Raw genomic sequence first — 20,418 nt, 5'->3', positions numbered from 1 at the left:
TCTCTCCTTCAGAGCGCTTCTCAGCGCCCTTCCTTGATTGCTGCCGCAGTGCGCAGGCTCAGGGCCATGATGGCAAGAGCCGGATTGGCTGCCGTGGCGCTCGGGAAAATCGAGTGATCGCTGATCCAGAGATTGTCGATGTCGTGACTGCGACCGAACGGATCCACGACGGAATCATCCGGATCGGTCCCCATACGACACGTGCCGATCATGTGCGCCGCGCGGTCCATCGACCAGATATCCCTGGCCCCTGCGGCTTCCCAGATCGACGTCATGGTGCGCGCCATGTGCTCATGCATGGCCTGCTCGTTCGGGCCGTAGCTGAAGGTGATCTTCGGTTTGGGCACACCGGCCCGCCCGGTCTCATCGGACAAGGTCACGCGGTTATCGTCGCTGGGCAGGCAGTCGCCATGCGCGCCCAGCCCGGCCATGTGGTTATAGCCGCGGAGATAACGCGTAAGGTCATCGCCCCACAGGCCGCGCCCACGGGCCACGCCTGTCGCCCAGGTAAGGGGCATCATGCCGAGCGACTGGATCAAGTACCCCCCGGCGAAATCGGCGTCCTTGGGGCGCATCATGTCTTCAGTGATGGTGAGAGACGGATAGCCCTTATTGGGACGTATGATCTCGTCGAACGTGCCCCAGACCTGCGTGGATATGTGAGCCATATAGTTGCGCCCGACCTGACCACTGCGATTGGCGAGTCCGGTATGAAGCAGCAATCTGGCGGTCTCCACGGCCCCTGCCGCGAGGACGAGATTGGCGCATTTCTGTATCCGGTCGTTCCCCTCCTCGCGATACACGACGCCAGTGACGCGCCCCGCCGTATCGCGTTCGATGCCGTGCACGAAGCAGTTCGGCCTGATTTCGGCTCCCGCCGAGACGGCAAGAGGAAGGTATGTGACATCGGTGCCTGATTTGGCGCCGTTACGGCATCCCTGATGGCAGGCGCCACAGCCGGTACAGGCTTTTCTGTCACCCCAGTCACGCGTAATCAGCGCCGTAGGGCCATCGGCGTTGCGTATGCCCAGAGCATCGCATCCACGCGCCATGGCCTGTGCGGCCCCATTGCGCTGCGGCGGTGGGTAGGCATAACGCCGACCTGGTTCCCAGGGATAATTCTCTGGCCCTGAAACGCCGATCTCGCGTTCGACCCGCTCGATATAGGGCAGCATGGTCCCGAAATCGAACGGCCAGTCGACGCCCTTGCCGGTTTCACTGTGCAGTTTCATGTCGCGCGGATCAATGCGCGGCATGAAGGCGCCGAAATGCAGCATGGAGCCGCCTACGCCCGTGCCGCTGTTGTTACCGCCAAACGCCATCGGGTTGGCCCCACCCGAAAGACGCTCTTCAAGCCAGTAGATCTCGGAAGCCGTTGCTTCGTCTGGCGTATGTTGCTTGGGGTCGAAGCGCGGTCCGGCTTCGAGCGCCACCACCTTCATGCCTGCGCGCGCCAGCTCGGCCAGCAGCGGGGCGCCACCGGCCCCCGTGCCGACGACGACCACATCGACGATGTCGTTATCTGCGAAACGGCGTGACTTCATGATCCTGCGCCTTTCTGAGCTGGCTCCCACGCTTCTTCCACACCTTCTCCCATTTCTGAGAAACCTTGGAAAAAACCGTCGCCGCCGTTGAAGATCGCGTCGATGCCAAGCTGAGCCTGGACCGCCGGGTGGGAGATGAAAATCTGCACGCAATCGGCGCGCAGATCTGCAAACCAGGCGCGCATCTGTGTGGCATCCAGCTGCGCTGTATCGAGCGCGCCCTCGGCCATGGCGTGAATGACCTGATCCTGCTCGGCTGCACTGAGTGCTGCAAAGGCCTTGCCCTTGCCTGAGCATGCATGGACGTCCAGCCCGCTCAGGGCCTGTTCATAGGCCTCCTGATCGGGCGGCAAGGTCGCAAAGCGCCAGCCATCGCCCGGTGCTCCAAGGCGTGCGTCGATCCGGGCCGCCAGATTGATGCTGGCATCACTCAGGACGGATTGCTGGGGAAGCACGCGGGCCGTTACTGCAACGAGCGTCTCATACGCACCGGCCGATAAATGACGCGGTACGTAATTGGCATCGCTGGTCTGGGCCCGCTCCTCCATGATCTGACGCGTACGACCCGAGATGCGATCGGAATCAAGCAGAGCCAGATAATCCGGGTCGATAGCGGGGGGGAGAGATGTCTGGCTCATGGTGCGTTCCCAAAACCGTGATGACGCCTCTAACATGCCCGCAGTGTCGAAAGTTGCCAAGCAATGGCTATGCCAAGTTATTGAGAACGCTTCGCAAAAAGGGTTTGGCGGTACTGGCCCGAGTCGCAGTTGAGCGGAATCACGGGTGATCGGCAGGCATATCGGGGGGCGATGTCTGGCGCCCGGCAGAAGGGACGCGTTCTCTCTTCATGCCTTGACCGGACAGGACACGCAGGAACGGTCCGGTGCGGGCAAGGCCTGAGGCAGGGCCCCTTATGAGGGTCAGGCTATCAGAGGCGTGGGGTCGTGACGCCAAGCTGTTTCATGTACTTGCCAGCGCGATCGGCATAGCTCGTTTCGCAGGGCGAGGCGCCCTGAAAGAACAGGAACTGGCAGATACCCTCATTGGCATAGATACGTGCGGGCAGCTTGGTTGTGTTGCTGATCTCAATAGTGACCTGACCTTCCCATTCGGGTTCGAGCGGGGTCACGTTCACGATGATGCCGCAGCGGGCATAGGTGGATTTGCCAAGGCAGACCACAAGCACATCGCGCGGGATGCGGAAATATTCGACCGTGTGGGCGAGGGCGAAGCTGTTCGGCGGGATGGTGATATCGCCCGTGCGCGTGACGAAGCTGTTTGCCGCAAATTTCTTGGGGTCCACCACAGCGTTATCGACATCGGTGAAGATCTTGAAATCCTCGCCAACGCGGGCGTCATATCCATAGGAGGAGAGGCCATATGAAATGACGCCCTCACGCTTCTGGGCTTCGACGAAGGGCTCGATCATGCCCTTTTCCTGGGCCATCTGGCGGATCCAGCTATCTGGCATGATGGGCATCGTGAATCTCTCGATCTGTGGGGAATGAACGGGTTTGCAGGTCTAGCCGCGCAGCGGTGGTCCTGCAAACCGGAGAGGACGGGCGAGGAACCCGGAGCCCGAAATCAGGCGATATGGGTCAGGAATACGACCTGCGACGCACCACCCTCGACGAGGGTCTTGATGGCGTTGTTGAACACCTTGCCATGTTCCATGCCCATATGGGCCTTGAAGGCATCGTCGTCACGATAGGTCTCTTCGACATGGAAGAAATCGGGGTCGGATTCGAGGGTGTAGACCACGAAGCGTTCATTGCCGGGTTCGCCGCGCACGTCATCGGCCAGGGCCGTGAGCAGACGGGCGACTTCCTCGCGCTTGCCGGGCAGGGCGCGCATGGTGGCGTAGAGAGCCTTGGACATGAATGGTTCCTTTCAGGAAGAAGAAGTCTCGGTAGAGGGTGCCGGCATGTCCTGGTCCTCAGGCGCCTTGACCGCGCGGTTGCGCACCTGGGCCTTGCGGCGCAGCAGGTTGGCGCGCAGGGCTGCGGCCTCACGCGCCAGACGCTTGTCGAGATCAGCCTGCGCTTTTTCGGACAGGTTCGTGCGGGATGGTGTGGTCATGGGCAGAATTCCCGAAAATTGTCCGACAGGCAGCTACCGAGCAGTTCATCATAGACGGCGAGCGTGGCCGATTGCATCTGCCGCGTCGTGTAGTTTTCCGCAATGTGATGACGTGCCGTTTCCGATAGCAGAGAGCGGGCGCCCTCGGACAGGGTGAGGATCTGAAACAGCGCGTCGGCCAGCGCCTGGGCATCGTCGGGCGGGATGAGCAGTCCGGTCTGATAGGGCAGGACGGTTTCCATGGCACCACCCTGCGCTGTCACGACCACGGGCCGTCCCATAGCCTGTGCCTCGATAACTACGCGGCCAAAAGGCTCGGGGCGAAGAGAGGGAACGGTCACGACATCGGCCAGCGCATAGGCTGCGGGCATGTCCTGACAGAGCCCCGCGAAACGCAGGCGCTCGCGCAGACCGAGCTGCGCGGCGGTTGCCTCGATCTCCCGGACATAACTGTCTTTCGGATCGGCAGGGCCGACAAGCACGGCAAGCCAGGGACCGGGTAGCAGATGTTGTAGTCGTGCCATCGCCCGTAAGAGAAACAACTGTCCCTTCCAGCGTGTGAGACGGCCCGGCAACATGATGACGGGCGTACCGGGAGGGACCTGCCATCTTTCGGCAAGGGCCTGGATACGGGCGCCGTTGACAAGGTCGGGATCAAAGCGGGCCATGTCGGCCCCGCGTGGGATCAGGCGCAGCCGGTCCTCGCCTACCTGATAATCATCACGCAGGCGGGTGGCGATATAGGTGCTGATGGCAATGACGCGCGCTCCACGCGCCAGCACCGCATTATAGCGTTTCTTGCCCGGGAAACTGGCCTTGTGCACACCATGCCACGTCGTGACGAAGGGCGTACGGGTGCGACGCGTGGCGCGCCACGCCGCCCAGGCGGGTGCTCTGGAACGCGCATGGACCAGATCGATCCCCTCATCACGGATCAGCTGCGACAGGGTGCGGGCATTACGCAAAATGGCGAGAGGGGATTTCTGACCAAGCGGTAGCTCGACATGGCGGGCGCCGATCGAGAGAAGGCGTGGCACGAGGGCTCCGCGCGCACTCGCCACAATGGCACGACCACCAGCGGCAATAATGGCCTCTGCCATTTCCACAGTCCCCTGCTCGATCCCCCCCGTGCCGAGGGCCGGGAGAACCTGAAGGATGTGGGGACGAAGGCGTGACATGGGTTGCCGGTAGCATGAAGCGTGCGTCGCAGGGAGGGGAAAGACACGGCACCAGCCAAAAAACCCAAATGCTGCAGGCGATGTGCCACAGATCAGGCAATCAGGCGCTGCGGGTTATCGTGCGCTGCGCGAGGCGTGGGCAAAAGAAAAAGGCCGGAGAATACCTCCGGCCTTTCCCTCAGTCTGTCAGGGCTCAGGCGATGGCGCGCCTGAGCCCTGTTTGAAGAGCAGAACTCAGTGCTTCGCCTCGGCCTCATCAGGCAGGGCATAGACAACGAGTTGGTCAGTGACAGGTGTCATCATGAAGTGATGACCACCGGCCATGATGGCGACATACTGCTTGCCGTTGACTTCATAGGTCATCGGGTTGGCCTGACCGCCGCCGGGGAGCACGTCGGACCACACATCCTTGCCGGTCTTGATGTCGATGGCGCGGATCTGGTTGTCGGTTGCTGCCGCCACAAAGACGAGACCGCCCTTGGTGATGACCGAGCCACCGTTATTCGGCGTGCCGATATTCAGCGGCAGGCCGGTCGGCATGTTCCACGGGCCATTGGCGCGAGCCGTGCCGAGGGGGCGCGACCACAGGACCTTCTTGGTCTTGATGTCGATGGCCTCGATCATGCCGTAAGGCGGCTTGTTGCACATCATGCCCGTGTAGTGGTTCCAGAACGGGGTCACGACAATGCCGTAAGGCGTGTCGGCCTGGGCGCCATTACCTTCGGCACCACCGCCAGCCGGGTTGTAGGTGGGGTTGTCGATCGGCTTCAGGCCCAGCGCATCAGCCTTCTTGCGGGTGATGAGCTGATCGTACATCGGGGTGGAGTTCCAGTTGGCAATGACGATGCCCGATTGCGGGTCATAGGCCATGCTGCCCCAGTCGCTGCCACCGTTATAGCCGGGATATTCGATATTCGGCTTGTCGAGTGCCGGCGGGGTGAACTCACCAACATAACGTGCCTTGCGGAACATGATGCGGCAATAAAGCTGGTCGATGGGCGACATGCCCCACATGTCGCTTTCCTTCAGGTCAGGGAAAGCAAGGCGTGGGAAGGCGGTCGACCAGGGCTGCGTCGGGCTGCGCGGATCATCCGACATCGTGCTGGCGGGTGCAGGCTTTTCAACCACCGGGAATTCCGGCAGCGGCTTGCCTGTCGCACGGTCCAGCACGAAGGTCTGGCCACGCTTGGTGGGTACCAGCAGGGCGGGCGTGACCGAGCCATCGGCATGATGATAGTCGAACTTGGTCGCCTGTGAGCCGATGTCGTAGTCCCAGACATCCTTGTGCGCCGTCTGAAAGACCCAGCGTGGTTTGCCTGTCTTGACGTCGAGTGCGACGATGGAGGACGAGACAGCGTTCTCCTTGTCGGTACGCATCGCGCTGTAATAATCGGCGGCCGAGTTGCCGGTCGGGACATAGACCAGGCCAAGCTCGTTATCACCGGTCATGGCGGCCCATGAATTGGGCGTGCCGCGGCTGTAGAACTTGCCGGGCTCGGGCTGGTGATGGTTGTCGGGGTTGTTGACGTCCCAGGCCCAGACGAACTTGCCGCTTTCAGCGTCGTAGCCACGGATCACGCCCGAAGGGGCCCAGCGGCGCTGACCATCGAGAACCTCGTGGTTCACGACAGCGATCCCGTTGATGACCGGGGGCGGGGTGGTCATGGACACAAAACCGGGCACCGATTCACCCATGCCTTGCATCAGGTTGACCTGACCGCCAAAGCCGAAGCCCTCGCACAGCTTGCCCGTCTCGGCATCGACCTGAATCAGGCGCATGTCGAGCGTGGCTTCCATGATGCGGTTGTGGCAGGGCTGGCCTTCAGGGATGGTTGATGAGGTGTAATAGGTCACGCCCTTGCACGCAGCGGTGTAGGGAATGGACTGGTACTTCACCCCGGCATCATGACGCCAGATTTCCTTGCCGGTGGCGGCATCGATACGCATCATGTCGTTCATGGCTGAACACATGTAGAGCGAGTTGCCAACCTTGATGGGGGTGGTTTCGGCGGCCCATTTATTGGCCTGCCCCGGACCGGGCTTGCTGCCGGTGTGATAGACGAAGGCACGTTTGAGCTTGCCGACATTTTCCGGCGTCAGCTGATCCAGCGGCGAAAAGCGCGACTGATTGGAGTCACGGCCATAAGCGGGCCAGTCCTCACGGGCGGGGGTGCTGTCGATCTGCGGCACGGCAGCCGGAACATCGGCAATGCCGATCTCGGAAATATCGGGCAGATTGGCGGCGTTTACGCCAGGAGCCTGCGGCGCGGAGGGAGCGGGACCACCAAAGCGGCCGGGACCCTGCTTGTGGGCTTCTTCAGGCGCCGTGTGATCTTCACCGGGTGTCGAGTTCGACGGCGGGATCTGTGCGAAAGCCACGGTTGCGGAAATGAGGCCACCAAGGATGGTGGCGGTCATAAGGGCTGGTTTACGCATCAGACGGCTCCGCGGGAAACTGGACGAACCGTATCCTGACGACGCAGGACAGGCAGGCTGAGCACGACGAGAATGGCAATCAGCGTCGGGCCGAACAGGCGCGGCAGCCAGCCCCACCAGTCAAAGCCACATTCGGCAATGGTCCAGACCAGCGTACCAGCCCAGGCGAGAAGGAACAGATAGCCACCCAGAAGGCGGCCCATGGCCATGAAAAGGCCCGAGGCCAGCAGCACGATACCGCAGATCAGATAATAGGCTGAGCCACCGAGGCTGAGCAGATAGCCGCCACCACCGACAAAGATCAGTCCGAACAGGACAATGAGTATGGCGAGCGCCAATGTCCCCCAGTCGCTGATGCGTCTGGGTCTGGTACGAGACGTCATGAAACCTCCTTGAGACGAGCTGCGGAGACTATCCTGAAGGCAAACAGAACAGGGCAACACATATCAGTGAAAATCATGATACGTTCGATGGGATGGCAAGTTTTCTGACCCGAGAACATCTCTGGCCGGATCTTAGCTAGGTGTGTCTGAACCGCACCTGTCAGCAGAGCGTATTCGGATTGTCCTGTATGGACTCCGTCTTGTTCCGCAGGGCTTTGACCACGGATTGTACTGTTGTGAGAATGGTCTCGCGAAGCCACCGGTGAACCGGGTCGTTGTCCAGCCGCGGATGCCACGCCTGAAAACTGACAAGATCGGGAAGTGGAAACGGAAAAGCGAAAGCTCGGGCCCCGATAGCTTCAAGCGGCAGGCGCCGGATGATGATTTCCGGCAAAGGCAGGATCATGTTTGTCTCACGCATGGTCTCGATCATGGCGTAATCGCTGGGAACCACCAGAGCGATGCGTCTTTCCAGACCGTATTTCTCCGCAAGAACCGCATCAATCGGACCGTGAGCCCGCCCCTTGCGAGAGGTGCTGATGTGATCATAAGCGACCAGCGTCTGTGGTGTAATTTCCTGATCGAGGATCGGGTGTCCCGCACGGACGACGGCCTCGAACCGGGTCTGGAACAAGGTCTGCTTCTTGATTTCTGGCAGCAGGTCTTCGGTGGCACCGATATAAAGGTCGATCGTGCCACGCCTGAGCGCGTCTCCGATTGAATCCTCCGTCTCGGGTGAGAAAACGAGCTGGCAGCGCGGGCAGGACTCCCTGAGCTTCTCGGCGATGGCGCTACCAAAGGCCCCAATGAAAAGGTCACGTGCACGGATCGTGAAATGCGGCGCGATCTGCGACAGATCCAATTGGGCGCGTGCGCTGACAAGCGCCTCTGCCTCGGCGAGAACTGTCTGCACTCTGCCCAGAAGATCGGCGGCGAAGGGTGTCGGAACCAGTTGCCTGCCAGAGAGTACCAGCAGGGGATCTCCGAACAGGGTGCGCAGTGAGGCGAGATGGCGGCTTGCGGCGGCTTCGCTCACCCTGAGCCTTCTGGCGGCGCGCGTAACGCTCTCCTCTTCAAGCAAAACCTGGAGCCAACGGAGATGATCGAGCGAATAACCGCGCTTGGCTGGCAGGTTTCTGGTCATGAGATCTAGCCCTCCAGGGGTTGCATAGACTGAAAGGGATCTGCCTGACCCTTACGCTAACTGGAAGGATTTTTTACTCGGTTTAAGGGTTATTGAGGCCAGAGGGCGAGGCTAGAGAGCGGGCGGAAAAGGATGTCGCCCCATGATCGCACCCATGAGACAGACCGCAATGGTTCTGCCATCTCCTGCTGTCACGCCCCCCTTCGGGTTCAGAACGATCATTGGATGTCTGGGGATGTTGCTTGCCGTGCATGTCGCAGGGTTCAATGAACATGTGACAGAGATTGGCCTGTCCGATCTTCGCGGCGCCATGCATCTGGGTCACGACGAAGGCGCATGGTTCATCTCGATCTACGAGGCCTTCAATATTGCGGCAATGGCCTTTACGCCGTGGTTCTACATAACATTCTCGATCTACCGCTTTGCGCTATTCATGACGGCAGCGCTGGCCCTGTTGTCCCTGCCGTTGCCGTTCATGACCGATATGGTCCCGATCAATATTCTTCGTGCCATGCAGGGGCTGAGCGCCGGGTGTCTTCCGCCTATCCTCATGACCGTCATGCTCAAATATCTCCCACCGCCGCTCAAGGTCTTTGGCATCGGGGGATACGCCATGAGTGCGACCTTTGGCCCTAATCTGGGTATGCCTTTCGAAGCTCTGCTTTTTGAGCGGTTTGGCTGGCACTGGCTCTATTGGGAGGTGCTGCCACTTGGTGCGGTCGCGCTTGCCATGATCGCCTGGGGGTTGCCACAGGACCCCGTCCAGCTTTCGCGTTTCCGCAGCTTCAACTGGCGCGGTTTCCTGATCGGCGCGCCCTCCATCCTGTGCGTCGTAACGGTTCTCTATCAGGGGGACCGGCTCGACTGGTTCCGCTCACCTCTCATCACCCATCTGACATTCTGGGGGGGGGCGTTCTTCGTCGGATTCCTGATCCATGAATGGCATCACCATAGCCCGTTCTTCAGGCTGCAATACTGGAAGAGCCGCAATATCACGATGTCCCTGCTGTCACTTGTGGCGGTACTGATCGTCTGTGCCCTGATGAATGAAGTCACAACGACATTTCTTGAGGAGATCAAAGGATATCGCCCCATTCAGGCCGCTCCAGTCTCGCTGACCGTGGCTCTGCCCCAGCTTGTTGTGCTGCCGCTGGTTGCTGCGCTGTGCAACATGCGTCGGGTCGATTGCCGGTGGGTGCTTGGGATCGGCATGGCGCTTCTCGGATTTTCTTCCTGGCTCGGTCTGGGCCTGACATCCGAATGGGTGCGCGACAATTTCTATCTTATTCAGGCCCTTCAGATTTTCGGACAGCCGATGGTGGTCATTCCGGTTCTGATGCTGGCCACTCTGGCGCTCGGACCGAGCGACGGACCCTTTATTTCGGGCATGGTCAACATGCTCAAGGGTATGGCCAATGCCCTTGCATTTGCCCTGTTCTCGACCCTGCTGCGTCGCCGCGAGCAGTATCACTCGACCATGCTGCTGGATCATCCCCATATGGCGCAAGGCTTCGACGGGGCCGATGCGCTGCACAGCTTGCATGAAATGCTGTCAGCGCAAGCGCTGGTGCTCTCCCTGGTCGATATCCTGCTCGTGGTGGTCGTGATCTGTGCCGTTTTCGTGGTGCTGACAGCCGTGCTTCCCGGTCGCGTCTATCCCCCCGGGAAAGCACCCTCCAGTCCTACGTCCGCGCAGCCCGCCGCATCTGCACGGCAGGCCGAAAACGCCCCTCTCGCAATACAGTAACGGAAATCTCCTCATGGCTTACAAGAAACCGCTCCTGTTTGCGGGATGCACTGCGCTTGTCCTGACCGGTCTCGCCTGGAGCGCAGATCGCTTCTTCGTCGGCGACGGGCGTCATCAATCGACCAATGATGCGTATATCACCGCCGATTTCACGCGGGTGGCGCCCAAGGTCGCCGGGCGGATAGACAGCGTGCCTGTTGCGGACAATCAGAAGGTGCGGGCAGGCGATGTTCTGGCGCATATTGAAGACGATGATTATCGTACGGCCCTCGATACCGCTCGGGGCAAGCACCGTGCCGCGCAGGCCGATATCGCCAATCTCGCAGCAGCACAGCAGCGCCAGACGGCCCTGATCGACGCGGCGCTTTCCACGATCGAGGCCGATGAGGCCGCCCTGCTTTTCGCACGGCAGAATGCGGTCCGCTACCGCGCGCTTTCAGCAGGGGGAGCGAGTACGATCGAGCAGCAGCAGGGGGCCGAGGACCGTCAGCGCGAGGCTGTTGCGCGGCTGGCCCGTGACAAGGCGGCTGTGAATGCTGATCGCGCCGGGCTCGCCGTACTCGTCGCAGAAAGTGAGCGTGCGCAGGGTGTTCTGATCCAGACGCAAAGCCTTGTGCGGCAGGCTGAGCTTGATTTGTCCTATTGCACCATCACGGCCCCGGTCGATGGGGTTGTCGGGTCGCGCGACGTGCGTGTCGGGATGTATGTCCACCCCGGTACCGGGCTTCTGGCTGTCGTACCGGTTCGTCAGGCCTACGTAATTGCCAATTTTCAGGAAACGCAGATGGCCCGCGTGCAGACCGGGCAGAAAGCCGAGATTCGGGTCGATAGCTTTCCCGACGCAGTGCTTCATGCCCATGTCGATAGCGTGGCACCGGCGACAAATGTCGCCTTCGCCGTGATCCAGCCGGACAACGCGACCGGGAACTTTACAAAGGTGGTGCAGCGTGTCCCGGTAAAGCTGGTTTTTGATGATGGGCAGCCTCTGGCACGGCGTGTTCGTGTCGGCATGTCCGTGGAAGCAATGATCGACACGGCCTCGCCGCGAGACGGCGCTCATGGCACCGACGCGCGCTTCGTCTGGGAGTGATGAAAATGAGACATTTGTCCCGCACGGTGGCGCCAAGTCTTTTTCTGATCCTCGGGGGCTGTTCGGTCGGTCCGGATTTCAAGAAACGTGACCCGGTGGCGGCGTCCCACTGGCATGAAAGCGTGACACCGCGCAGGAGCCATCCGGATGAGACCCTGCCGGTCGAGACGCAATGGTGGAAACTGTATCAGGACCCCGTTCTCTCAGCGCTCGTGCAGGATGTGCTGACGGCTAATCTCGATCTCAGGGAGGCAGCGCTTCACTACGAACAGAGCCGTGCCGAACGCAGGATCGCAGCCGCTGCGCGCCTGCCCCACCTGCAGGGTGCCGCTTCTTATGCCCGCGAACGCGCCAGCACGAATGGTATCCTGAGTCTGCTTGGAACAGAGGCGGACAGTGACCCGGCACGAATCGCAGATGGAACGCAAGGATTTGGCCCTGCTGCGGCAGCCGGACCGAAAGGTAATCCTTCTTTCAATCTGCCCCAATATGGCCTTGGTGCGTCATGGGAGGTTGATCTGTGGGGGCATGTGCGCCGTCAGGTCGAGGCTGCGACAGCTTCGATGCAGGCCGTCCAGGAGATGCAGCGCGATACACAAGTTTCGCTTATGGCGGAAACTGCGCAGGACTATATCGCCCTGCGCAATGTACAGGCTCAAACCGAGATCACCCGACAGAGCCTTGATATTGCCCGGCACAGTGTCGAGCTGACTGTCTTGCGTGTGACCCAAGGCACGGCGACGAAACTTGACCTCGCCTACGCGCGTGGCCAGTTGCACGGTTTTGAGGCCCGTTTGCCGCACCTGCGCCGTGAGGAAGTCCATCTTCTCAACGCCCTTGCCTTTTTGATGGCACGCGAACCGGGGACCCTGTCACAGCGTCTTGCAGGTACGGGCAATATTCCACCGCTCCCTAAAACCATTCCGGTTGGATTGCCCTCGCAGCTTGCCGAGAGACGCCCGGATATACGGGCAGCCCAGGCGCGTCTGCATGCAGCGACGGCCACGATCGGGGTTGCTGTGGCCGATTTCTTTCCTCGTATCACGTTGTCCGGCAGTCTGGATGTGCAGGCGCTTCAGTTCAGCGGTCTCGGATCCTGGGCGTCGCGGCAATACGGGTTTGGGCCGACCATGACCATTCCGCTGTTCGAGGGCGGGAAGCTTGCGGGGCAACTTGCCTTGCGCAGGCTTCAGCAGAAAGAAGCGGCCATCGTGCTCCAAAGAACGGTTCTCCACGCCTGGGAGGAGGTTGATGATGCCATGACCGATCTGGGCACAGCTCAGGAGCGCCACGATCGACTGGCTGAGGCGGTCACTGAAAGTGAGACCGCCGTGCGGGTGGCGCAGTTGCAGTATGCTCAGGGGGCCGGTGATTTTCTCAATGTTCTGACGACGCAGAACGGGCTGCTTGAGAGCCGGAGTGCCCTTTCGGATGCGCGGGCCGATGTCTCGGCCTCAATGGCGCGGCTCTACCGGGCCTTGGGCGGTGGCTGGGCCCGATCATAGCCGGGCGCCGTGACGATGCTTCAGGCCCCCCCATACACCCGGCCTAACCCGCAGGAATGGTGATGACCGCACCGGGCGAATGACTGGTGGCGGCAAGCGCGGCAAGGATCTGCATCATGGTGAAGCTCAGCTTGCTGCGGAAATCGTCATCGCTGATCCAATACCAGCGGTCCCGATAGTGCACCTCGTCGTAATTATGCTCAGGCGCGGATTTGCCGGAATGGATCACCACATCGGGGCGTGTCTCGATACCGACCGGGCTGATGGTGGGCAGGGTGCGTCTGGCTCTCACATCTTCCTCCGGCACGTCCATCTCATAGGCGATCTGCGACAGCATGGCGAACATGGAGCGTGTGAGGATGGCGATCTGTCCTGGCACCTTGGGATAGGGGCCGTAAACGATTTCGGCCTCTTCGGCGTGGGGGTCGAGATGCAGCAGACGGCGTACCTCGGCCTGAATGGTGGTCAGAGCCGGGTCCGAGGTGGCGGTCAGAACCAGATAGGCATGTTCGGGCTGTGCCCCTGCCGGTTTGTTGGCGGAGCCCGAGGGGGGCTGATCGCCTGAAGGTTTGGGGGCATCGGTCGAGATGCGTATGGTCATGGCACCCTGGATCTGCAACTGGCGCAGATCATGCAGCAGCAGGTAGAACCGCACGGAACCACCGCCCGTCGGGCCTGCGCCAAGGGCGCGGACATTGGACAATCCATCGATCGACTGCGCCGTCAGGCGCAGAAGCGTGTCGATGGGCAGGCCACCGAGACTGAGCGGCATGATGACCACCGGCGAGATGGGCCGGATGACGTTTTCTGCATATTGCTGCCCGGTTTCGGGCTGGTAGGTAAAGGTCGGGCTTTCCTGCAGCGTGGCAGTGCCGCTGCCGAAGAGATAGCTTCCCACGCCAGAGGGGAAGGCGTTGAACCCGCCATTGACCGAGCGATTGAACTGATAGCCCGCGATGACCTGTGTGGTATCGAGAAAGGTCGGCGGGTCGGCATAGCGTATGCGTATGATGTTAAGAAGCATCGCATGCTTCTCGGCCTCGCCCAGCGCGCGCGAATAATCAAGCTGGTCGTGCGACAGACGTGTCGGCCCGATGGTGATGCAGCCCGTCAGCAGGCAAGGCAGCATGATGGCGCAAAGCGCAGGCAGAAGCGGGCGGAGAAAACGGGACATAATCATGGGCGCTTCCGGCTTAGCGTATCCGTGAACAGGGTTGCCAGTCCGGAATGTTTTTTTTGCCGAAAACATGTGTCTCAAAGCGCCACTCTCATCAATGCTCTTAGCCTCTCATCTCCGGTGTGTGTGTCAGAAGGCCTGCAGGGCGTATCACGCGCAGAGCCTTTTGCCATTCAGGGTGTTTCAGAGGCGTAAATGGCAGCCAGTCCTTCGCGATAGCTCGGGTAGAGCCAGGACCGCCCAAGATGTTGCTGTGTCAGCCTGCTTTTCACCACGCGCCTCTCTGACCAGAAGCTGCGGGCCATCGGGCTCAGTTCTGCCCAGGCGGCCTCAAGGCTTACTCTGGGGGGGAGGGGATGATGGCTGAGACGTGCGGCTTCCTCGAACACATCGGCCTGAGGGCTGGGACAGTCATCGACGAAATTCAGGATGCGGGATGAGGCAGGAGAGGCCGTGGCCATTGCTGCAAGCGTGGCACCGGCGATATCGTCGCGGTGGATGCGGCTGAACAGGTGACCGGGTGCATCGACCAGCCTGGCCTTGCCTGAGCGCAGCGTGTCGAACGCCGAGCGCCCGGGGCCATATATGCCGCCAAGCCGCATGATATCGCAGGCGATCTGGCGGTCGCGTGCAAGCGCCTGCCAGTCCTGCTCGGCCTGCACGCGGGCACGGCTGCGCGACTGACCGGGAGCGACGGGCGTGGTTTCATCAACGCTGCCACCCTGACGGTCGCCATAAACGCCGGTGGTTGAGTAATAGCCGATCCAGCGCAGATGGGGCGCCTCGCGCAGCACGTCTTCATAGCGAAGCAGTGCCGGGTCGCCCGCCTCGGAGGGTGGCGCGCTGATCAGCACATGGGTGGCCTCATGCAAAGCCTCTCCGGCGGCATCGAAAGCGAGCAGAGTCGAGTCCGGCTCGGGCGCGCGTTTCGTACCGGTCACCTGCCAGCCTTTGGCCTTGGCAGGCGCGACAACGGCACTGGCAGAATAGCCCTGACCCAGAATAACGAGGTGAGGTGGCATGAAAGCTCCCATTCGCGCTTGACCGCTGGCGCGATGCCGCGCCAATTCACAAGGTATGAAACATGCTTTTGGTGCCTTGGCGATAGGGAGTGGCCTTTGGGCAGGGGGGGCACTGGCCTATTCCCCGCCGCAAACCCTTGCGCATTGCCTGGCACCGTTACCCGATACCCCCGATCTGGTGCAGGAAACGGCGCAGGACTGGCTGCATCATGGCGGGGGGCGCAGCGCGCATGAGTGTCTGGCGCAGGCAGATCTGGCACTTGGCGCCTATCGGGATGCCGCGACGGAGTTCGAGGGTCTGGCAGCGCCGGAGGCCCCCGCCGCCATTCAGGGTGGAAAAGGCCAGCAAGGGCATGGTGCATCGGTGCCGGCAGGGCCTGCCTTGCCTTCGCATGCCGCTACCGCGCAGGACGGGCATGGTGGGGACACCGGTGAGCGTGCCGTTTTTGCCGAGCAGGCGGCCGCAGCCTGGTTGCTGGCAGGGGACGGAAAAGCAGCGGAACGTGCGGCGCGGCAGGCATTGTCGCATTATTCCGGGCCGCTTGGGCGCAGGGTGCTTCTGGCTCGCAGCCTGTCGATGCAGGGGCATTTTGCAGAAACGATCACCGCTCTTGGCGCCCTGCCGGGTGACGGTCCGGCTGTGCCACCCGCGGCACCGGCGGTGGTAAAACCTGATGCTGTGCCAGACCCCTATCTGGTCGGTGCTTTCGTGGTCCGCGCTACCGCCTATCGTTATCTAGGGCAGAGCGCGAAAGCGATGGCAGATGCCAATCGGGCGCTGGCCCTATCGCCCGATGATGTCGAGGCCCTGCTGGAGCGCGGGATCCTGAATGTGCGCCTGCGGCAATACGGGCAGGCGCGCCAGGACTGGGACCGTGTGATTACCCTCGCCCCGGACGGCCACGAAGCCTATCTGGCAAGACAGGACGAGGCCGTTCTCGACGCTGACCCCGATCAGGACTGACCTGGCGTCAGCCCGGGTTCAAGGCCCATAAACCAGGAGACGGACCGCGTGGTCCGTCGCCCCGGAGCTTCGACCTGTCTTTTGGTCAGGTAGCCGGTCTGTTCTCAACCATCGCTGTAACATCGTGCCAGTGCGGCGCTGATTCGGCAGCGCCAAGCCGCGTGGTCGCGAGCGCACCGCAGGCTGCAGCAAAATGCACCGCTTCGTCGAACGGCTTGCCCAGGGTAAGGGCCGCGGCGAGACCGGCGTTGAAACAATCGCCTGCTGCGACAGTGTCGATGGCCTTGACCGGATAAGGGGGGACAAAGCCTTCCCGATCACCGCTGAGATAATACACCCCTCTTGCCCCCATCTTGACCAGTGCATGGGTGGCACCAAGGGCCTGCAATTTGCGCGCAGCCCGCGCAGCGTCTTCCTGCGTTTCAGGGTAGATGCCAGTCAGAAGGCGCGTTTCGGTTTCGTTGGGGGTGACGATATCGAGAGCGCGCCACAGGGCCTCAGGCAGGCCATCGGCCGGGGTGGGGGCCGGGTCGACAATCACAAGCGTTCCTGCGCGCCTCGCAGTCTCGGCGATTTCGATTGTGAGGGCGAGAGGAATTTCGAGCTGAAGAAGCAGCACCGATGCCTGTTCGATCAGGGATTGATGGGCGGCGACATCACTGCTGTCGAGCGCCATATTGGCACCGCCTGCGACGGTAATGATGTTCTCGGCCTTTTCATCAACCGTGATCAGCGCAACGCCTGTCGGGTGAGCGGTGTCCTCTCGCAGGGCTTTGAGATCGACGCCAAAAGGGGTGAGAAGCTTGCGCGCCATGGCACCGAAATTATCGGTGCCGGTGCGGCCTGCCATGAAAACGTTCAGCCCGCAGCCCTGTCCGAGACGCGCTGCGGCAGCGGCCTGATTGGCCCCCTTGCCACCAAGCCCAATGGCGTAGCTTGCGGCATGGACCGTTTCGCCCGGATGGGGGATGCGCTCGGCGCGGGCGGTGATGTCGATATTGACGCTGCCGAAGGAAAGGATGTGGGAAGGATTGTCGGACATGGGGGGTTCCTGCACCGGATTCTGGTCCTGCTTGCGGGGCGACACGGGTCCGGGCATGGCCTGACGCCGGGAGAGCAGACAGATGGCGTATCATCGCAGCGCGCCCTCGGCTAGGATGGAGGGATGTTTCGTATACTCGTGATCAAGCTCGGCGCGCTGGGTGATTTCGTGCAGGCCTTCGCCCCCTTTGCCGCCATCAGGACGCACTGGTCCGAGGCAGAGATCACCCTGATGACCACCACGCCGTTTGCGCCGCTGGCCAAGGCCAGTCCGTGGTTCGATCATGTGACCGTCGATGCGCGACCGCGCTGGTCGGACTTGCGCGGCGTGATGGCCCTGCGTCGCACCCTGCGCGGGCATGATCTGGTGATTGATCTGCAGACATCAGGGCGCAGTACCCGGTATCAGCGTCTGGCCGGGCAGAAACGCTGGTGCGGGATTGCGCCGGATGGGACATTCTTTCACGACAACCCCTATCGTGATGCCATGCACAGCGTGGCGCGACAGCGTGATCAGCTGGCGCGGCTGGGTGTGCCTGAATTGCCCTGCACGGATCTGGAGTGGCTGGGGCGTGGTGGGCCCGATCTGCTTGCCCCCTATGCGGTCATCGTGCCGGGGGCGGCCCCTCATCGACCCGCCAAACGCTGGCCGGCCAGCCATTACGCGGCTCTGGCGCATGAGCTGCTCGCATCGGGCCTGCATGTCGTCATGATCGGCGCAGCCAGCGAATCCGGTCTGGCCGAAACGATCAAGGCTCAGGTGCCCGCCATGCTCGACCTGACAGGACAGACGGATCTGCTTTCGCTAGGGGGGATCTTCGCGCGCGCCGCTCTGGCGGTTGGTAATGATACAGGCCCGATGCATCTGGCGGCTGCGATGGGTTGCCGGTCTCTTGTTCTGTTTTCGGGTGAAAGTAACCCGCGTCTGACGGCGCCGGTTGGGTGCGCGCCAGGTCAGGTGCGTATTCTGGCCGTCGATGATCTGCGCAGGCTTGACGTTTCCAGGGTTGCGGCCTGCCTTAACTGGGGCCATTAGAACAGCTCAACTTATCTCTTACGCCAGGAGCGCATCTCCATGCCTGCCATTACCCTGCCCGATGGTTCCGTTCGCACGTTCGACGGTGCCACGACTGGCACGGCAGTCGCGGCTTCGATCGGTCCCGGTCTGGCGCGTGCTGCCGTTGCGATGAGCCTGAATGGCAAGCTGGTCGATCTCTCGACGGCTATTGCCGAGGATTCAGAGCTGCGCTTCATCACGCGCAAGGACGATATCGTTCTGGAGATGATCCGCCATGATACCGCCCATGTGCTGGCCGAAGCCGTGCAGGCGCTCTGGCCCGGCACGCAGGTGACGATTGGCCCCTCCATCAAGGACGGGTTCTATTACGATTTCTTCCGCAATCAGCCTTTCACGCCCGAGGATTTCGAGGCGATCGAGGCCAAGATGCGTGAGATTATCGCGGCCAATGCGCCGTTCGAGCGTGAAGAATGGGATCGTGACGCGGCCATTGCCTTCTTCGAGGAGAAGGGTGAGCGCTTCAAGGCGGAACTGATCCGTGATCTGCCCGAGAGCGAGACCATCTCGATCTATCGTCAGGGGGCCTGGCTCGATCTGTGCCGTGGGCCGCATATGCGCGGCACCGGCGATATCGGCACGGCGTTCAAGCTCATGAAGGTGGCAGGCGCCTATTGGCGCGGCGACCATCGTAACCCCATGCTGACGCGTATCTATGGCACGGCCTGGCGCGATCAGAAGGAACTCGACGCCTATCTGCACCAGCTGGAAGAGGCAGAAAAGCGCGACCACCGCCGTATCGGCCGCGAGATGGATCTGTTCCATATCCAGGAAGAGGCGGTAGGGCAGATTTTCTGGCACGCGAAGGGCTGGCGTCTATACACTGTGCTTCAGGACTATATGCGTCGTATCCAGACGCGCTATGGTTATGAGGAAGTGCGTACGCCCCAGCTTGTGGACCGTGCCCTGTGGGAAGCCTCGGGCCATTGGGACAAATATCGCGAGCACATGTTCATCGCGACGGTTGAGGATGAGGAAAAGACCCTCGCCCTCAAGCCCATGAACTGCCCCTGCCATGTGCAGATCTTCCGCCATGGGCTGCGCTCCTATCGCGAGCTGCCGCTGCGTATGGCGGAGTTCGGCGCGTGTCATCGTTACGAGCCCTCAGGGGCGCTGCATGGCATCATGCGTGTCCGTGGCTTTACGCAGGACGATGCACATATCTTCTGCACCGAGGAACAGATTGCAGCCGAGACGGCGACGTTCGTTGCCATGCTCGATGAGGTCTATCGCGATCTGGGCTTCGAGAATTTCCGCGTGAAGTTCTCCGACCGTCCCGACGCGCGTGCGGGTGACGATGCGACCTGGGACAAGTCGGAAAAGGCGCTTAAGGAAGCCTGCGCGTTGGCGGGTGTGACATTCGAGACCAATCCGGGCGAGGGCGCCTTCTATGGCCCGAAGCTGGAATTCGTGCTGACGGATGCGATCGGTCGCGACTGGCAGTGCGGCACGTTGCAGGTCGATTTCATCCTGCCCGAGCGTCTGGATGCTTCCTATATCGGTGAGGACAGCGCGCGTCATCGCCCGGTGATGCTGCATCGTGCCATTCTCGGTAGCTTCGAGCGCTTCATCGGCATCCTGATCGAGCAGTTTGCGGGCAAGTTCCCGCTCTGGCTGGCCCCGACGCAGGTTGTGGTGGCAAGCATCGTGACAGATGCCGAGCCTTACGCGCAGGAAGTGGCTGCAAAGCTGCGCCGCGCCGGGCTTCAGGTTGAGGTGGACGGGCGCAACGAGAAGATCAACGCGAAGATCCGTGAGCATTCGCTTGCCCGTGTTCCTGTCATCCTCGTCGTGGGACGCCGCGAGGCGGAAGAAGGCAAGGTGGCCATGCGTCGTCTTGGTGGCGCAGCACAGGAGATTCTGGGCCTTGAGGAAGTGGTCACACTTCTGGGCGAGGAAGCCAAGGCACCCGATATGCAACGTCTGCAGGGCTGAAACGCAGCAGACAGGCGCGAAAACCTTGCAATCCCGGTGCTTCGTGACTATGTCGGGGCACCGGCCTTCCCGCAAACAAGCCGTTAATTTCGTCACGC

Annotated in this window: 18 protein-coding genes; 6 read left to right on the top strand and 12 right to left on the bottom strand. The window is 61.5% G+C overall.

What is annotated here, in order from left to right; translation table 11 throughout:
* Window positions 1–20 precede the first annotated feature (20 nt).
* From Asbog_RS13100 to Asbog_RS13055, 9 genes are all read right to left on the bottom strand, one after another.
* Window positions 21–1,544: a GMC family oxidoreductase gene (locus Asbog_RS13100; RefSeq protein WP_062165465.1), complete on the bottom strand. Its 1,524-nt coding sequence runs from the start codon at window positions 1,542–1,544 to the stop codon at window positions 21–23.
* Window positions 1,541–2,182, bottom strand: coding sequence for a gluconate 2-dehydrogenase subunit 3 family protein (locus Asbog_RS13095; protein ID WP_062165464.1), 642 nt, complete (start codon window positions 2,180–2,182; stop codon window positions 1,541–1,543). The genes Asbog_RS13100 and Asbog_RS13095 overlap by 4 nt, the downstream gene beginning before the upstream one ends.
* A 290-nt stretch (window positions 2,183–2,472) precedes the next feature.
* Window positions 2,473–3,024: a dCTP deaminase gene (gene dcd, locus Asbog_RS13090; protein WP_023979878.1), complete on the bottom strand. Its 552-nt coding sequence runs from the start codon at window positions 3,022–3,024 to the stop codon at window positions 2,473–2,475.
* Between the two features lie 104 nt (window positions 3,025–3,128).
* A complete protein-coding gene (locus Asbog_RS13085; protein ID WP_062165463.1) occupies window positions 3,129–3,422 on the bottom strand; it encodes a putative quinol monooxygenase in 294 nt (97 codons plus the stop codon).
* A gap of 12 nt (window positions 3,423–3,434) precedes the next feature.
* On the bottom strand, window positions 3,435–3,623 hold the full coding sequence (locus Asbog_RS13080) for a hypothetical protein (protein ID WP_062165462.1): 189 nt from the start codon (window positions 3,621–3,623) through the stop codon (window positions 3,435–3,437).
* Complete coding sequence (locus tag Asbog_RS13075; RefSeq protein ID WP_062165461.1) at window positions 3,620–4,801, bottom strand: glycosyltransferase family 4 protein; 1,182 nt, start codon at window positions 4,799–4,801, stop codon at window positions 3,620–3,622. The genes Asbog_RS13080 and Asbog_RS13075 overlap by 4 nt, the downstream gene beginning before the upstream one ends.
* Window positions 4,802–5,035: 234 nt before the next feature.
* On the bottom strand, window positions 5,036–7,237 hold the full coding sequence (locus tag Asbog_RS13065) for a pyrroloquinoline quinone-dependent dehydrogenase (RefSeq protein ID WP_062165459.1): 2,202 nt from the start codon (window positions 7,235–7,237) through the stop codon (window positions 5,036–5,038).
* Window positions 7,237–7,620, bottom strand: a complete 384-nt coding sequence (locus tag Asbog_RS13060) for a hypothetical protein (protein WP_062165458.1) — start codon at window positions 7,618–7,620, stop codon at window positions 7,237–7,239. Before Asbog_RS13060 ends, Asbog_RS13065 begins: the two co-directional genes overlap by 1 nt.
* A gap of 160 nt (window positions 7,621–7,780) precedes the next feature.
* Window positions 7,781–8,764 (bottom strand): LysR family transcriptional regulator, encoded by a 984-nt coding sequence (locus tag Asbog_RS13055; protein WP_062165457.1) that lies wholly within the window; start codon window positions 8,762–8,764, stop codon window positions 7,781–7,783.
* Window positions 8,765–8,906: 142 nt separating this feature from the next.
* Here Asbog_RS13055 and Asbog_RS13050 point away from each other — a divergent pair, with 142 nt between their 5' ends.
* From Asbog_RS13050 to Asbog_RS13040, 3 genes are read left to right on the top strand one after another with little or no spacing between them, the layout of a single operon-like run.
* The gene (locus Asbog_RS13050; protein WP_171840707.1) at window positions 8,907–10,511 is read left to right on the top strand and encodes an MFS transporter; all 1,605 of its coding nucleotides are present in this window, start codon (window positions 8,907–8,909) and stop codon (window positions 10,509–10,511) included.
* 13 nt (window positions 10,512–10,524) lie between these two features.
* On the top strand, window positions 10,525–11,601 hold the full coding sequence (locus Asbog_RS13045) for an HlyD family secretion protein (protein ID WP_062165456.1): 1,077 nt from the start codon (window positions 10,525–10,527) through the stop codon (window positions 11,599–11,601).
* A 5-nt stretch (window positions 11,602–11,606) separates the two neighbouring features.
* Window positions 11,607–13,106: an efflux transporter outer membrane subunit gene (locus tag Asbog_RS13040; protein WP_062166014.1), complete on the top strand. Its 1,500-nt coding sequence runs from the start codon at window positions 11,607–11,609 to the stop codon at window positions 13,104–13,106.
* A 43-nt stretch (window positions 13,107–13,149) separates the two neighbouring features.
* On the opposite strand, the gene Asbog_RS13035 is transcribed toward Asbog_RS13040, so the two are convergent.
* On the bottom strand, window positions 13,150–14,280 hold the full coding sequence (locus Asbog_RS13035; protein ID WP_231944587.1) for a hypothetical protein: 1,131 nt from the start codon (window positions 14,278–14,280) through the stop codon (window positions 13,150–13,152).
* 176 nt (window positions 14,281–14,456) lie between these two features.
* A complete protein-coding gene (locus tag Asbog_RS13030; RefSeq protein WP_062165455.1) occupies window positions 14,457–15,305 on the bottom strand; it encodes an SDR family oxidoreductase in 849 nt (282 codons plus the stop codon).
* Between the two features lie 55 nt (window positions 15,306–15,360).
* Here Asbog_RS13030 and Asbog_RS13025 point away from each other — a divergent pair, with 55 nt between their 5' ends.
* The gene (locus Asbog_RS13025; RefSeq protein ID WP_062165454.1) at window positions 15,361–16,269 is read left to right on the top strand and encodes a tetratricopeptide repeat protein; all 909 of its coding nucleotides are present in this window, start codon (window positions 15,361–15,363) and stop codon (window positions 16,267–16,269) included.
* Between the two features lie 85 nt (window positions 16,270–16,354).
* Here the strand turns inward: Asbog_RS13025 and rbsK are convergent, their stop codons facing one another.
* Window positions 16,355–17,311, bottom strand: coding sequence for a ribokinase (gene rbsK, locus Asbog_RS13020; protein ID WP_062165453.1), 957 nt, complete (start codon window positions 17,309–17,311; stop codon window positions 16,355–16,357).
* Window positions 17,312–17,434: 123 nt separating this feature from the next.
* On the opposite strand from rbsK, the gene Asbog_RS13015 reads away from it, so the two are divergent.
* Window positions 17,435–18,346, top strand: a complete 912-nt coding sequence (locus Asbog_RS13015) for a glycosyltransferase family 9 protein (RefSeq protein WP_062165452.1) — start codon at window positions 17,435–17,437, stop codon at window positions 18,344–18,346.
* A 39-nt stretch (window positions 18,347–18,385) separates the two neighbouring features.
* The gene (gene thrS / locus Asbog_RS13010) at window positions 18,386–20,320 is read left to right on the top strand and encodes a threonine--tRNA ligase (RefSeq protein ID WP_062165451.1); all 1,935 of its coding nucleotides are present in this window, start codon (window positions 18,386–18,388) and stop codon (window positions 20,318–20,320) included.
* Window positions 20,321–20,418 lie beyond the last annotated feature (98 nt).

It is taken from the genome of Asaia bogorensis NBRC 16594, from assembly GCF_001547995.1.
GTDB classification, from domain to species: Bacteria; Pseudomonadota; Alphaproteobacteria; order Acetobacterales; family Acetobacteraceae; genus Asaia; species Asaia bogorensis.
The sequence above is the reverse complement of the archived record's forward strand: the minus strand, read 5'-3'. Positions and strand labels throughout refer to the sequence as shown.

Bases quoted from the DNA above. Each gene is read 5' to 3' on its own strand.
- Asbog_RS13040 (WP_062166014.1), top strand. From the start codon at position 11,607: ATGAGACATTTGTCCCGCACGGTGGCGCCAAGTCTTTTTCTGATCCTC.
- dcd (WP_023979878.1), bottom strand. From the start codon at position 3,024: ATGCCCATCATGCCAGATAGCTGGATCCGCCAGATGGCCCAGGAAAAG.
- Asbog_RS13035 (WP_231944587.1), bottom strand. From the start codon at position 14,280: ATGTCCCGTTTTCTCCGCCCGCTTCTGCCTGCGCTTTGCGCCATCATG.
- Asbog_RS13050 (WP_171840707.1), top strand. From the start codon at position 8,907: ATGATCGCACCCATGAGACAGACCGCAATGGTTCTGCCATCTCCTGCT.
- Asbog_RS13075 (WP_062165461.1), bottom strand. From the start codon at position 4,801: ATGTCACGCCTTCGTCCCCACATCCTTCAGGTTCTCCCGGCCCTCGGC.
- Asbog_RS13095 (WP_062165464.1), bottom strand. From the start codon at position 2,182: ATGAGCCAGACATCTCTCCCCCCCGCTATCGACCCGGATTATCTGGCT.
- Asbog_RS13045 (WP_062165456.1), top strand. From the start codon at position 10,525: ATGGCTTACAAGAAACCGCTCCTGTTTGCGGGATGCACTGCGCTTGTC.
- Asbog_RS13025 (WP_062165454.1), top strand. From the start codon at position 15,361: ATGAAACATGCTTTTGGTGCCTTGGCGATAGGGAGTGGCCTTTGGGCA.
- Asbog_RS13080 (WP_062165462.1), bottom strand. From the start codon at position 3,623: ATGACCACACCATCCCGCACGAACCTGTCCGAAAAAGCGCAGGCTGAT.
- rbsK (WP_062165453.1), bottom strand. From the start codon at position 17,311: ATGTCCGACAATCCTTCCCACATCCTTTCCTTCGGCAGCGTCAATATC.
- Asbog_RS13015 (WP_062165452.1), top strand. From the start codon at position 17,435: ATGTTTCGTATACTCGTGATCAAGCTCGGCGCGCTGGGTGATTTCGTG.
- Asbog_RS13060 (WP_062165458.1), bottom strand. From the start codon at position 7,620: ATGACGTCTCGTACCAGACCCAGACGCATCAGCGACTGGGGGACATTG.
- Asbog_RS13085 (WP_062165463.1), bottom strand. From the start codon at position 3,422: ATGTCCAAGGCTCTCTACGCCACCATGCGCGCCCTGCCCGGCAAGCGC.
- thrS (WP_062165451.1), top strand. From the start codon at position 18,386: ATGCCTGCCATTACCCTGCCCGATGGTTCCGTTCGCACGTTCGACGGT.
- Asbog_RS13055 (WP_062165457.1), bottom strand. From the start codon at position 8,764: ATGACCAGAAACCTGCCAGCCAAGCGCGGTTATTCGCTCGATCATCTC.
- Asbog_RS13030 (WP_062165455.1), bottom strand. From the start codon at position 15,305: ATGCCACCTCACCTCGTTATTCTGGGTCAGGGCTATTCTGCCAGTGCC.
- Asbog_RS13100 (WP_062165465.1), bottom strand. From the start codon at position 1,544: ATGAAGTCACGCCGTTTCGCAGATAACGACATCGTCGATGTGGTCGTC.
- Asbog_RS13065 (WP_062165459.1), bottom strand. From the start codon at position 7,237: ATGCGTAAACCAGCCCTTATGACCGCCACCATCCTTGGTGGCCTCATT.